Origin of the sequence: Wolbachia endosymbiont (group B) of Chesias legatella, assembly GCF_964026945.1 — a bacterium.
Taxonomy (GTDB): Bacteria; Pseudomonadota; Alphaproteobacteria; order Rickettsiales; family Anaplasmataceae; genus Wolbachia.
In genome coordinates this window covers 893,347-906,421 of record NZ_OZ034711.1, presented here as the reverse complement: position 1 = coordinate 906,421, position 13,075 = coordinate 893,347, and the positions used below count along the sequence as shown (strand labels likewise).

15 protein-coding genes, 1 tRNA gene and 1 pseudogene are annotated in these 13,075 nt (G+C 33.2%); 11 read left to right on the top strand and 6 right to left on the bottom strand.

Annotation, left to right across the window (positions count from 1 at the left end; all coding sequences use genetic code 11):
• Window positions 1-176 precede the first annotated feature (176 nt).
• Genes frr through rpsB form a run of 4 tightly spaced genes read right to left on the bottom strand, consistent with a single transcriptional unit; the run spans window position 177 to window position 3,126 of the window.
• The gene (frr, locus tag AAGD65_RS04170) at window positions 177-734 is read right to left on the bottom strand and encodes a ribosome recycling factor (protein WP_017532537.1); all 558 of its coding nucleotides are present in this window, start codon (window positions 732-734) and stop codon (window positions 177-179) included.
• A 7-nt stretch (window positions 735-741) separates the two neighbouring features.
• On the bottom strand, window positions 742-1,485 hold the full coding sequence (pyrH, locus tag AAGD65_RS04165; RefSeq protein WP_010407219.1) for a UMP kinase: 744 nt from the start codon (window positions 1,483-1,485) through the stop codon (window positions 742-744).
• A complete protein-coding gene (gene tsf, locus AAGD65_RS04160; protein WP_341810890.1) occupies window positions 1,469-2,314 on the bottom strand; it encodes a translation elongation factor Ts in 846 nt (281 codons plus the stop codon). The genes pyrH and tsf overlap by 17 nt, the downstream gene beginning before the upstream one ends.
• The gene (gene rpsB / locus AAGD65_RS04155) at window positions 2,311-3,126 is read right to left on the bottom strand and encodes a 30S ribosomal protein S2 (protein ID WP_264682668.1); all 816 of its coding nucleotides are present in this window, start codon (window positions 3,124-3,126) and stop codon (window positions 2,311-2,313) included. Before rpsB ends, tsf begins: the two co-directional genes overlap by 4 nt.
• Window positions 3,127-3,307: 181 nt before the next feature.
• Between rpsB and AAGD65_RS04150 the strand changes: the two genes are divergently transcribed.
• The 3 genes from AAGD65_RS04150 to glmS all read left to right on the top strand — a co-directional run bounded on the left by AAGD65_RS04150 (window position 3,308) and on the right by glmS (window position 5,748).
• Window positions 3,308-3,384, top strand: a tRNA-Asp gene (locus AAGD65_RS04150).
• 130 nt (window positions 3,385-3,514) lie between these two features.
• On the top strand, window positions 3,515-3,928 hold the full coding sequence (yajC, locus tag AAGD65_RS04145; RefSeq protein ID WP_319803491.1) for a preprotein translocase subunit YajC: 414 nt from the start codon (window positions 3,515-3,517) through the stop codon (window positions 3,926-3,928).
• Between the two features lie 8 nt (window positions 3,929-3,936).
• Complete coding sequence (gene glmS / locus AAGD65_RS04140; RefSeq protein WP_264682666.1) at window positions 3,937-5,748, top strand: glutamine--fructose-6-phosphate transaminase (isomerizing); 1,812 nt, start codon at window positions 3,937-3,939, stop codon at window positions 5,746-5,748.
• A gap of 232 nt (window positions 5,749-5,980) precedes the next feature.
• Here the strand turns inward: glmS and AAGD65_RS06995 are convergent.
• A pseudogene (locus AAGD65_RS06995) lies at window positions 5,981-6,157 on the bottom strand (IS481 family transposase); the annotation flags it as partial.
• A 213-nt stretch (window positions 6,158-6,370) separates the two neighbouring features.
• Here AAGD65_RS06995 and AAGD65_RS04135 point away from each other — a divergent pair.
• The 4 genes from AAGD65_RS04135 (at window position 6,371) to AAGD65_RS04120 (ending at window position 9,085) form a co-directional block, all read left to right on the top strand.
• Window positions 6,371-7,120, top strand: coding sequence for a hypothetical protein (locus AAGD65_RS04135; protein WP_264682665.1), 750 nt, complete (start codon window positions 6,371-6,373; stop codon window positions 7,118-7,120).
• Window positions 7,121-7,547: 427 nt separating this feature from the next.
• Window positions 7,548-8,237, top strand: coding sequence for a hypothetical protein (locus tag AAGD65_RS04130; protein WP_341810889.1), 690 nt, complete (start codon window positions 7,548-7,550; stop codon window positions 8,235-8,237).
• Window positions 8,227-8,574, top strand: coding sequence for a transposase (locus tag AAGD65_RS04125; RefSeq protein WP_264336399.1), 348 nt, complete (start codon window positions 8,227-8,229; stop codon window positions 8,572-8,574). The genes AAGD65_RS04130 and AAGD65_RS04125 overlap by 11 nt, the downstream gene beginning before the upstream one ends.
• A gap of 10 nt (window positions 8,575-8,584) precedes the next feature.
• Complete coding sequence (locus AAGD65_RS04120) at window positions 8,585-9,085, top strand: IS630 family transposase (RefSeq protein ID WP_306794344.1); 501 nt, start codon at window positions 8,585-8,587, stop codon at window positions 9,083-9,085.
• 191 nt (window positions 9,086-9,276) lie between these two features.
• On the opposite strand, the gene AAGD65_RS04115 is transcribed toward AAGD65_RS04120, so the two are convergent.
• The gene (locus AAGD65_RS04115; protein ID WP_264682663.1) at window positions 9,277-9,801 is read right to left on the bottom strand and encodes a gamma carbonic anhydrase family protein; all 525 of its coding nucleotides are present in this window, start codon (window positions 9,799-9,801) and stop codon (window positions 9,277-9,279) included.
• Between the two features lie 116 nt (window positions 9,802-9,917).
• Here AAGD65_RS04115 and secG point away from each other — a divergent pair, with 116 nt between their 5' ends.
• The 4 genes from secG to AAGD65_RS04095 are packed head-to-tail and all read left to right on the top strand — an operon-like array spanning window position 9,918 to window position 12,603.
• Window positions 9,918-10,238 (top strand): preprotein translocase subunit SecG, encoded by a 321-nt coding sequence (secG, locus tag AAGD65_RS04110; protein ID WP_007302593.1) that lies wholly within the window; start codon window positions 9,918-9,920, stop codon window positions 10,236-10,238.
• On the top strand, window positions 10,238-11,845 hold the full coding sequence (locus AAGD65_RS04105) for a CTP synthase (protein ID WP_264682662.1): 1,608 nt from the start codon (window positions 10,238-10,240) through the stop codon (window positions 11,843-11,845). The genes secG and AAGD65_RS04105 overlap by 1 nt, the downstream gene beginning before the upstream one ends.
• Window positions 11,846-11,884: 39 nt before the next feature.
• A complete protein-coding gene (locus AAGD65_RS04100; protein WP_007302591.1) occupies window positions 11,885-12,178 on the top strand; it encodes a hypothetical protein in 294 nt (97 codons plus the stop codon).
• A 17-nt stretch (window positions 12,179-12,195) separates the two neighbouring features.
• Window positions 12,196-12,603 carry a nucleoside deaminase gene (locus tag AAGD65_RS04095; RefSeq protein ID WP_010404879.1) on the top strand — a complete coding sequence of 136 codons (408 nt, stop codon included), beginning with the start codon at window positions 12,196-12,198 and terminating at the stop codon, window positions 12,601-12,603.
• The last annotated feature ends 472 nt before the right edge of the window (window positions 12,604-13,075 follow it).

Sequence of the window (13,075 nt, the reverse complement as noted above, 5' to 3'; positions counted from 1 at the left end):
GTAAACTTAATTATCGTAATAAAAAATCAAACTGAAAAGCTTTTTTTCTAGATTTCAAAAGGTATAACGATCAAATGTGTGCGTAATGATGAGATCTGAATCACAGCATTCATACAACTGTATCTATATCGAATCCTCTTATGTTTTTCAATACTGAAAAATTCTTTCATATTAACTTAATGATGCAATATATCCTTTTCTTTAATAGATAAGTCATCATCGACTTTTTTTACATTATCATCAGTAATGTTTTGTATTTCCTTTTTGGCAACATGAAAATCATCTTCTGAGATTTCCTTATTTTTCTTCATTTCCTCTATTTCTTCCATAACATCTCTGCGTATATTTCTAATTGCAACTCGTGCATTTTCAGAAAATTGATGCAATAATTTCACTAATTTTTCACGAGTTTCTTGTGTTAAGTCTGGAAGAACTATACGTATAGTATTTCCTTCAACAACAGGATTTAAATTCAGGTTAGCATTGATTATCGCATTTTTTACTTCACCGATAACAGTAGCATCCCAAACTTTAACTGATAGAGTTTTGTTATCTATAGCTGAAACGCCTGCAACTTGGTTCAGTTTTTGATGTCCACCATAGATATTTACAACTATACCATCAAGTAATGATGCGTTAGCTCTACCAGTACGTACGCCTTTCATATCATCGTGAAAAGACTGAATAGTTTTTAGCATTCTTTCTTTTGTTTTAGCTTTTATTTCGTTTAACATAAATTACCTAATGTTTACAATCTGAAACTATAGTATAAGTGCCTTGACCCTTAATAATATCAACCATTTTTTCTCTTTTTAAAGAAAAAACTACAATTGGGATAGAATTCTCACGAGCAAGTGAAATTGCTGATGCATCCATAACTTTTAAATCACGAGTTAGCAGATCTGTATAAGAAAGCCTATCATACATCACAGCATTCTCATTTTTTTTTGGATCGGCAGAATATACACCACTTACTTGAGTACCTTTTAAAATAACATCACAATTCATTTCAACAGCACGTAAAGCTGCAGCTGTATCTGTAGTAAAAAATGGGTTACCTGTGCCTGCTGCAAAAATGACCACTCTACCTTTCTCTAAATGATGAATAGCCTTCCTTCTTATATAAGGCTCACATATAGTAGTCATGGGTATAGCAGACAACACCCTAGAGACTATAGAGCTTTTTTCTAAAAAATTTTGCAAAATTAAAGCATTAATGACAGTACCAAGCATTCCAATATAATCACTGCTTGCTCTTTCACAGCCACTTAAAGATGCTGATGCACCACGAAAAATATTCCCACCACCAACAACAATACAAACTTGAACTCCGAGATTACAAACTTCAACTATGTCTTTGGATAGTTTATCTATAACTTCCATATCATGGCCAAATAGCTTTGATCCCATCAAAGCCTCCCCAGAGATTTTGAATAACACTCTGGGGTACTTTACTTCTGAAGTTTTGTTACTTATTTGCACCATCCAAAGTAAGTAACTTATAATTAGCTAATTTAACAGCACTTGATTCTATAAAATCAGCAATCTTCATTTTATCATCTTTTATAAACTTCTGCTCTAGCAGAACAACTTCTTCATAGTATTTAGCCATTCGTCCATCTACTATTTTTTTCGCTACCTCTTCAGGTTTATTTAAGCTCTTTACTTGCTCCTCGATTATAGAACGCTCATTTTTTAATTTTTCTTGATCTAAATCATTTATAGATAAAGCTTCAGGTTTCATAGCAACTACATGCATAGCTATTTGCTTTCCAATCTCTTTTTTATCACCAGATGACTGCAATGCTACTAAAGCACCAATCTTACCTAAGCCAGGCATATCACCATGTACGTATCCAGAAATAATCCCATCTTTAGTCTCTAGGTAGCAAAGATTGCTTAACTCTAACTTCTCACCAAGAACCGATGTACCACTCATAATAGCTTCCTGCACTGTACCAACATCTTCATATTTGGCATTTTTTAACTCATCAAGACTAGTACAACGTTCTTGACAAGCAATTGATGCTAAATTTGAAACTAATGCTATGAACTTCTCATTTCTAGCAACAAAATCAGTTTCACAATTGACTTTAACCAATACACCATAATTTTTAGCCAAGCACATAGCAATAAGCCCATCCGAAGCTACTTTATCAGACTTTTTGTCAGCTTTAGCAAATCCTATTGTACGTAACCTATCAACGGCTTTCTTAATATCACCATCACACTCTTCTAACGCTTTCTTACAATCGCTTAAGCCAAGCCCTGTTCTATCGCGTAATTCCCTTATACTACTTGAATCCATCTTCATTTACTTACTATTACCTCCCTTTCTGTTTCAACCTTAATACGCTTCTTTTTAGTTTGCACAATATCCTCTTCTTTTTCTTGAATAAGCTCATCATCCTTAACTCTAGACCTTGTCAAACTAGACTCTATTCCAGCTAATATAGAATCAGCAACTAATTTACAATAGAGCTCTATTGATTTTCTTGAATCATCATTTCCTGGTATAGGATAGGCAATACCATCTGGGTCAGAATTGGTATCAAGTACTCCAACTACAGGAATACCCAGTTTTTTAGCCTCTTTAACCGCTATATGCTCTTTGTTAGTATCAATAATAAATAAAATATCAGGAACTGCTCCCATTTCTCTAATTCCACCCAATTCTTTATCAAGCTTTTTTCTTTTCTTTTCAATGTTTCCTAATTCTTTTTTTGTTAAGATGCTATCTTCATCATTGGATATTTTCTCATATTGTATCAAAGTTTTTATCGAAGAAGAAACAGTGTTCCAATTAGTAAGCATACCACCAAGCCATCGATCATTTACATAATACTGACCACAACGAACTGCTTCACTTGCAACAATATCTAAAGCTTGAAATTTCGTACCAACAAATAAAATGCGACCATCTTGAGATGCAACATCGTATAAAGCTTTCATCGCCGCCTCTAACAATGGTAATGTTTTTCGTAAGTCTATTATGTGTATACGATTCTGTTGATGTATACCATATATATATGGTGCCATTTTCGCATTCCAGCGACTAACTTTATGGCCAAAATGCACACCAGATTCAGCTAAATCACGTATAGTGACTTTAGGCAAATTTGTCATATTTACTCCTCCAAATAGTTTATCCTCCATGGCATAACCCTAACGGGACTACTTGCATAAGCCATGTGTGAAATTAAGTTATTTACATAGTAATAAAAAAGACAAAAAAGCGCAAACAAAAAATATTGACAAGTGGCAACACGTTGATTAGCTTTAAAGTTGCAAACGTTAAAAAGCAATGGGGGGTGTAGCTCAGTTGGTTAGAGCGCATGCCTGTCACGCATGAGGTCGTGAGTTCAAATCTCATCACTCCCGCCATTACAGCAGAAACACCTTAAAATTCTTTAAGTTTCTTATTAATTTGAATTAATTTCTTTCAGAGACTTGACATGATATTGTAATTGCTGCTTAATCTATTTAACTTTATCGTTAATAATTGGGATTAAATATGTTCATTTCTGAGGTTTTTGCGGCAGATGCGACTAACAATGTATCAGCATCTGTTGCTAGCTTTATTCCACTCATTTTAATATTTGTAGTATTTTATTTTCTCATTATTCGCCCCAATCACAAAAAACTAAAAGAACATAGAAGGATGATAGATCAAATAAAACGTGGTGATACGGTTATTACTTCTAGTGGAATAATAGGTGAAGTAAACAAAGTTGACGAAGTAAATGCACAACTAATACTAGAAGTAGCACCAAAAATTGAAATAAAAATCCTAAAGTCTGCTATATCTGAAATCTTAAATAAAGAAATTCAAAAGCCAGTAGCTAAATCTATTGAAAAAAGCAAAGTTGAAAAGAATGGCAAGAAAAATAAACTAGAGGAAAGTAAAAAAGACAAAAATGCTTCATAATTTACGAAGTGTGTGGAATATTAGGTATAGTAAGTAGCGGTGATTCAGTAATACCAACTTTACTAACCGCGTTGCAAAAATTGGAATACAGAGGGTATGACTCTTCAGGTATAGCAATTATAAATAATAGAGGTAAGATAGAAGTCAAAAAATCAGAAGGTAAAGTTGAAAGATTGTGTGAAGTTGTTCATGAGAGCAAGATATCTAGTAGTAAAGTTGGTATAGCACATACTCGTTGGGCTACACATGGAGCTCCAAATCTTAAAAATGCTCATCCCATTTATATAAATAATGTTGTTGTTGCTCATAATGGCATAATTGAAAATTACAATATATTAAAAAAGGATCTGGAGGAAAAGGGAGTATCTTTTCATACCGACACTGATACAGAAGTAATACCAAACATATTAACTGCATATCTTAATGAAGGATTGTCACCAGTTGATTCTATATTACAGTGTCTAAACAATTTACAAGGTTCACTTGCTTTGGCTTTATTATTTGCAGAATATCCAGATACTTTATTTGTTGCAAAAAGAAATTTGCCTTTAGCAATAGGATATAACTGTAATAAAGTGTTTGCTGCTTCTGATACTAATACTTTGAATTCATTTGTAGAAAAAATATTGCATTTAGAAGATAATGATATTGCAGTAATAAAATCTAACGAATTCAGTATATATAATAATGGTATACAAGTTAAACGCAGAACAGAAAATAGCAGTCCAAGAAATTTTCTAATTAGTAAAAATGGTTACCCTAGCTTTATGCTAAAAGAAATTTTTGAGCAACCGTATGCATTAAACAAAACAATAAATCAATTTTATAAACAATATAAAGAAATCAACAAAGAATTATTTTCTGAACTAGGTTACATTACTATAGTTGGATGCGGTTCATCCTATTTTGCTGGACTAATAGCAAAGTGTTGGCTGGAAAGTATTGCTCAAATTCGGGTATATCTAGAAATCTCGTCAGAATTTAGGTATAGCAGCGTCAAGCTCGAAGAAGGTAGTATTGGCTTATTCATTTCTCAATCTGGTGAAACTGCAGATACTATGGAAGCACTACGTTATGCGAGATTGCAGAAACAAATGATCATTAGCATAATTAATACATTTAATAGCAGCATAGAAAAAGCCTCAGATATTGTATTGCATACTCTTGCTGGACCTGAGATTGGTGTTGCTTCGACAAAAACCTTTTCTACGCAGCTTGCAATTTTAGCATGCTTTGCTGTAGAGCTTGGAAAAATAAAAGGTATACTGGGTAGAGAGAGGATAAAGGAACTAAGCGGTGCTATTAATTCCATTCCCGAACATGTAGAGCATGTTTTGAATATGATGGAAATACAACATATATCAGGCAGTATATTAGAGCACAATAATATAATTATAATTGGGAGAGGAAGCTCATATGGAGTTGCAATGGAAGGTGCATTGAAGATAAAAGAGCTTTCATATATCAACACAATTGGTATTGCAGCGGGAGAAATGAAGCACGGTTCTATCGCCTTGATAGACTCTACTGTACTTGTTATCGCAATTATTCCTTACGATAATTTATTCTTTAAAACGCTATCCAATATACAAGAGATTATTGCAAGAAAAGGTAAAGTAATTGCCTTTAGTGATAAGCAAGGAGCACCGCTCTTAAAGGGAATTTGCATAGATGTGGTGCAACTTCCAGAAGTTGACAATTTTGTTTCTCCAATTATCTACAGTGTTGCTATGCAATTTCTTGCTTATTCTATTGCAGAAAAAAAAGGGTTAGATGTAGATTGTCCGAGAAATTTAGCTAAATCTGTCACAGTTGAGTAACTTATTTAAAGTGAGTTGCTAATTAACAGCTCTAATTGTCAGTTATAAATTACTGAATTTTACTAATAAATTCATTAGCCCTCTGCGAAAGAATATGTAACTAATGTAAGGATAAGAGAGGCTAAAATCCACGCCTCAAATTAACAAGATTTGCCATTATGGTTACCAGACACAACTTAACCTAGCAAGCAAGAATTAACTAACAGAAAAATTGAAAACTAATATCAGTCTCTTATGTAATGCTACTAATATTTTTCTAAAAGCAATATGTTTTCTATTCAGGAAAGTCTACATCGCCATAACAATATTTACTAGAATGAGGTCTTGTCTCATTGTAAAAACACAACCAATGATCAACGTCTATCTGAAGATCTTCTAATGAATTGTAGATTGTTTTACAAAAAAAGAGGAGTAAATGAGAGTTCAGTAACTTGATCATAGAGTTGTACTGCCTTTCCATATTTGAAGCAAGTTGTTATTCTACCTCAAACCATAGCACAAAGTAAATATGGCATTTTATACTAAAATTTTCTGTTTATGAGTTATATTATGTAAAGATACTATTTGACATTGAGCTTTAAAGATATTATGTAATAGCATTATTTAATATGTGAGGTTTATTATGGCTAAAGTAAGTGCTGGTGAAAACTCAAAAAAGCTTAAAGATGGTAAAAATCAGCCCATATCACCAAAAAAGTTCAAAGGCAGTCAGTCTATGTCACCAAAACGGAGTCAGAATTCTGGTGAAAAGCTATGGAATGTATTAGAATCATTAGAAGAAGCAAAATCAGAGTTGAAAAAAAGAAAGTTTGAAATAGAACTAAAAAAAGACACTAAAATATCAGAAGAAGGAATAGAAAAAGTAGTGGAATTGGAAAGGAAAATAGAAAAAGAGATAGAAGAAATAGCAATGCCAATATCAACGTTACTACTTAAGGAAACAATAATAAAATTACAAGGAACAAAAATAATAAATTTTTTAAAAAAATTAGAAAAACAAGTAAAAGAAATGCAAGAATTATGTAAGAAACTAGAATTAAATGCTAAAATAGAAGAAGAAGATCTAAATAAGCTCGAGGACATAAAGAAAGAATCAGAAAAGTGTTGCAGAGAGTTAGTGAGCTATATGCCTAATTCAAATAATCCTAGAATGTTGTACACTGCTGTTATTGGTGTTGGTCTTGCTGTTGGGCTGGTAGCAAGTACTATACTTGAACATACAACTAGACTAAGTATATTAGCAATAATTGGCATAGCTACAGCATCTGCACTCGTAGCTGTTGGTGCTACATATGAAGCACTAAGACCTAATACTAAAATAGATGAATCAAAAGAAGTCCAAATAAAGAGTTCTCATCACTCACTTTCCTAATCACACTTTAATTCAAACTTTATCAGTTTTATTCAAGTTGCTTCTAAAAGGAGAATATTAATGGTGTTCTCCTTACTGATTTGGTTAAAATGCAGAAAATGCCTATGTCAAAATTTACACAGATGTTAAGTGCTGCCACTAATTCCCAGTTAGTACAATTTGTGTATATTATTGACATATTTAATTCATTCTGTTACAATTTTTATTAATTAGGTTGAGGTAAAACAATGAAGAGTTTTAAATGGCTACTTAATCAAGTCAGACTTTCATGGATTAGCTTAATATCAAAAGTAAAGAGCTTTTTTCAAACTAACGATACACATCATCAAACAACTGCTAGCAATGGAAATGACCATACAAAAAAATAAGTATAGAGAATAAAATAGAAACGAAAGGTAATGAGATTGATTTAGAGGATGAACAGGATGTGTTTGAGGATGCTCTAACAGGAGAAGAGCTAGATGAAGAAGAATTTTTTTATGCTGTTGAAAGTTTTAATGAACAGGAAGTTAATGCTAATAGAGAAAAAAAGGAATATGAAAAAAATAAGTACTATAGTCTACAAGAAAAAAATGAATTTGATCACACAACGCACACTCTTACACTTGCTTTTGAAATTGCAAAGCCATTTCCAGACTCTGACCTTAGTAAATTTAAATTGTGCGAGCTTAAGCAAAATGGTGGTAAATATACATTTACTCTAGAGGATGACCAGAAAAATCGTATAGAGCTACACTCTGAATACCTTAATATGTATTTTCCTAAGTATTTTGAGAAACACAGAAAAAAAGGAGCATACACTGAACTTTTTTCTCAAGAAGAAAATGGAATTAGCAATGATATTATCATCCCATTAGAAGTTCCAAAAGAGGTAGGGATACTTACTGAAAAATTCGGCCGGATGAACTTCATAAAAGCAAATATACAATCTCAAATATCAGATTTTCTGGGAGATATAAATCTAAAAGATTGTAAAGATCATGTAAACTTCTATCTTAACTCAAACAATACTATATCTCTTTTTCTAACGTCAGCATGGACAAAATGTGCAGCTATAGTATTTCCTAAAGTAAATGATAAAGGTATAATGAAGTATTTGAGTTATAATGGCATATAGTGTGGATTTAAGGGAAAAGGCAGTATTGATGATAGAAAAAGGGAAGACAAAGGTTGAGATAGCAGAGCTCATGGAGATAGGAATAGCAACTCTGTACCGCTGGTTAAAAAAGAAAGCTGCTGGTGAAAGCCTAAAGCCATCTAAAAACGGTAGCTTTATTCGAAAAATAGACCCAAAAATACTCGAAGAATATGTTACAAAGAATCCAGATCATACTCTGGCAGAGATGAAACAAAATCTTGGATTTGGAATAAATTCAATTTGGTATAGACTAAAACAGCTAAAAATTACTTTAAAAAAAAGTCACACTATATCAAGAGCGCAATCAAGAAGATAGGCAGCAATTTATTGATAAAATCTCAAAAATAGACCATTCCAGCATCTTATATATAGATGAAGCAGGAGTTGATAATAAGTTATACCGAGAATATGGACGTGCTCCAAGAGGAAAGAAAATTTATGCAGATATTCCAGGGAGAACTCGAGAGAGAATCAGTATAGTAGCCGGGTGGATTGGAATGAGATTTATTGCACCAATGACTTTCAAAGGTGGGTGTGACAAAGAGGTATTCAATATATGGTTGGAGAAGATGTTATTACCTAAATTGCCACTTGGCACAACCATAGTTATGGATAATGCTACATTTCATAAGACCACTAAAACAAAATCATTAATAGAGTCTTTTGGCTGTCATGTGCTGTATCTTCCAACATATTCACCAGATTTGAATCCCATAGAACACTGTTGGCATACCATCAAAAGCCGCCTCAGACCTCTAATGTATAAATGTACAGACTTACAACTTTTGGTTGGTAATACCATAATGGAAATTTATCATTCATTTTAGAAAATACTATAAATCATCAGGTACTCAGATAGAAACAAACTGGCCAGTAAAGGATATTCTAGTCAGAGGTAGTTTTATTAATCAGCATATTCCTAGAGTTGAAGAAGCTTATATTGATAAGCATTCTATAGTTGAAGAAGCTTTTGAAGTAGTTGACGTAGAGTGTGCATCAGGGCTGAAGATTTCTCAACCTAGCATATAGGCTTATATTCTTTCATTAGCGTAATATAATTTTGTGCAGATTGTGTAATATATTTTATCTCTTCACTTGACATCTTTTTGAAGATTTTTGCTGGCCTGCCAGCCCATATTTCACCACTTTTTATCACTTTTCCATGTGTCACTAGTGAGCCAGCAGCTACCATAGCTCCAGACTCGACAATCGCATGATCCATTATAACAGAGCCCATACCAATAAATGCTTTATCATGTATCGTGCATGCATGTAACACACAAAAATGTCCAACCGTCACCATACTACCAATAATCGTGTCACCGCCTGGATTTCTACCTACATGAATTACGGTGCCATCTTGAATATTCGTTTCATCACCTATTTTGATTGACCCAACATCTCCTCTGATCACACAATTAAACCAGATACTCGCATTCCTTCCTATTTCAACGTTACCTATGATACGCACACCATCTGCGATAAAAGAACTTTCATCCATTTTTGGTTCATAATCTTTGTATTTTAAAATGTGATAGCTCATAATTTAAATAAGGTTTAATACATACTTGGATTCCAGTAGTCAAGTTACTCGAGTAAAGATATTCTTGACTTATGATCCTTATGCTCCTAAAATCTTTATTTTTAGCTCTATTCATAATGTCAGTAACAGTACTTAGTGTACTTCAAATAATATTAGTTGTTGTATTGGTAATTTTAGTGCTCCTGCAGCCACCTGGAAGTAGTTCATTAAGTGGCTTTAGTAATTCACAACAGGGAATGAATTCAATAATTCCGGTAAAGTCTTCTGAAAATCCACTCAGTAGAATAACTTCTATAGTTGCTGGACTGTTCATTATAAATACACTGTTACTATCAGGATTATGTTCAAAAGATGTACATAAAAAATCAATTGCAGAGAAGATTATATCAGAAAAGAAGCAAGAAGGCCAATCAACTTCTGTTCCATTTGAAAATTAATGAAAGAAACCAAGTTTATCTTTGTTACAGGTGGAGTTGTTTCATCACTTGGTAAGGGTTTAGTTGCTTCAAGTGTGGGAGCACTTCTTCAAGCTCATGGATTCAATGTTCGCATCAGAAAGCTTGACCCATATCTCAACATTGATCCTGGAACAATGAGCCCAGCTCAGCACGGTGAAGTATTTGTTACTGAGGATGGTGCTGAAACTGATTTAGACCTTGGACATTACGAGCGTTTTACTAAAATTAAAGCAACCAAGGACGACAATATAACAACTGGTAAAGTATATAATAAATTATTAAAGAAGGAAAGGTGTGGTGATTATCTAGGCAAAACTGTGCAAATCATTCCTCATGTGACAGATTTAATCAAATCTTTCATTTTTAATGGTACAGAAGATTTAGATTTTGTAATATGCGAAATAGGCGGAACCGTAGGTGATATTGAAAGCCAACCGTTTTTGGAAGCTATACGCCAAGTTAATTATAAACTAGGAAAGCAAAAAGTTATCCTTATTCACTTAACTTTAATACCATATCTCACTGCAGCACAAGAATTAAAGACAAAACCGACACAGCATTCAGTTCGAGAGTTAAACTCTGCGGGGTTACAACCAGATATTATATTATGTCGCAGTGAAAAAGAAATTTCCGATAATCAAAAAGAAAAGATAGCCAATCTTTGCAATGTTTCTTTATCTAACGTAATACCTGCTCCTGATGTAAACCATATATATGAGTTACCGTCCTTGTATAATCAATGTGGGCTCGGGACACAAATTTTGGATCACTTTCACTTAAGTAAGCCAAAACCAAGCTTACCTGAATGGGACCAAATAGTACACTCTATGAGACATCCAATACAAGAAGTTATCGTTTCCATAGTAGGAAAATATACTGAATTTCCTGACGCATATAAATCACTGATTGAAGCATTAAACCATGGTGCAATTAGTAATAAAGCTAGAGTGAAGATAAATTGGGTCAACTCAAGAGAAGAAAATGGAAAATCTATAGATGCAAAGTTTATCAGAGAAAAATTACAAAGCTCTAATTCAGTCCTTGTTCCAGGAGGATTTGGTGATAATGGAATAGAAGGTAAAATATTAGCAATAAACTATGCCCGTGTAAATAACATTCCTTTTTTAGGAATATGTCTTGGTATGCAGCTTGCAGTGATTGAATTTGCTCGTAACGTTATTAAGCTTGAAGATGTACACTCTGAAGAATTTTATACTTGCAAACACCCAATCATCAAGCTCGCTGATGGTAAGAACGTTGATCTTGGTGGAACCATGAGACTTGGAACATACAAGTGTAATGTAAGTCCAAATTCAAAAATGGCAAATGTGTATAGTAGTGTCACTATTTCAGAAAGACACAGACACAGATATATAGTTAATTTAGATTATAAAAATAACTTAGAAGAGAATGGAATGATATGCAGTGGTATATCAGAAGATAAAACATGCATAGAGGCAGTGGAGCTAAAAAATCACTCATGGTTTATTGGTGTACAATTTCATCCAGAATTTCAATCAAGACCATTTTCTCCTCATCCTCTCTTTACATCATTTATTAAGGCAGCTATTGACAATAGAGTTTAATAGAACTTAATAAACTATATTCTAATAGAGAGGTAAAAAATGTTACTAAGAAATAGTAAAGATAGCATTACATATGGATCTGCGACCTTCGAGGAATTGAATAGGCATGTAGAACAAATAATATATAAATTAGAGGAGGATCAAATTATAGAGGATATAATGGAAGAAGTAGTTGTAGCTATAAACGAACTAAAATCGGTAGAAGAAATAAAAAAATATTTAAAGCGAGAAATAGATAGCCTTGTAAAAAGGACAATAGTCCTTAGTGAATTCTATAACCTAGAAAAAATAGAAAAGCCAAGAAAAGAAAATTATATTTACCCAAGCACCTAATGTTTAAGTACCAATACATGGAACTTGCCATAGAGCAAGCAAAACTTGCTCAGAAAGATGGCGAAGTGCCAATAGGTGCTGTAATAGTTAATGGAAACAATATCATCTCCTCTGCACACAATATATCTAATGATCCAACTGCACATGCAGAAATGTTAACAATTAGACAAGCATTTTCAACTTCCACGCTTTATGAAGCTGAAATGTACGTAACGTTAGAGCCGTGCCCGATGTGCGCTCAAGCTATCTCTTTTGCAAAAATTAAACGTCTGTACTTCGGGGCTTACAATCCCAAAGGTGGAGGAGTTGAAAACGGCACTAGAATATTTCAATTCTGTAACCACATACCTGAAGTTTATGGTGGAATATTAGAAACAAAATGTTCTCTTTTGTTAAAAGATTTCTTTGAGAAATTGAGAACTTAGTTTAAGATGTGTGAGATTGTTTCAATATTTTTTGAGTAAAATCTGTATTATAACTCTTTCGTATATTTGACCAATTTTCTCATGCAACGTACATAAGGGGTGTTATTACGATAACTCCGTTGCAGAAAAGTTTACTCAAAAGGGAGCTTCTTATTGATACTTCTCAACGTTCTGTTCAACAAACTAGAACTTCCATATTTAAACACGTAGAAATTAGATTTCTTGCACTACTAGAATTTAAAGAGTTCCAGCGCGTAACGCTGGAATCTAGATTTTCTTGCTAAATCCCAGCTGGGATGACGCTTAGTTATGCAAGAAATCTATTTTTTATCATAAATAACTTAAATATTATATTATAAACTCTGCTAAATTTATTCTCACAACAAAAACTTCTTCTCTACTTTTTTTTGAGTAAGGTCACCAATTCTATTTTTCTAAAAAAGTGTTCTCTGAGCTGAAAAGCCCAGAAAAC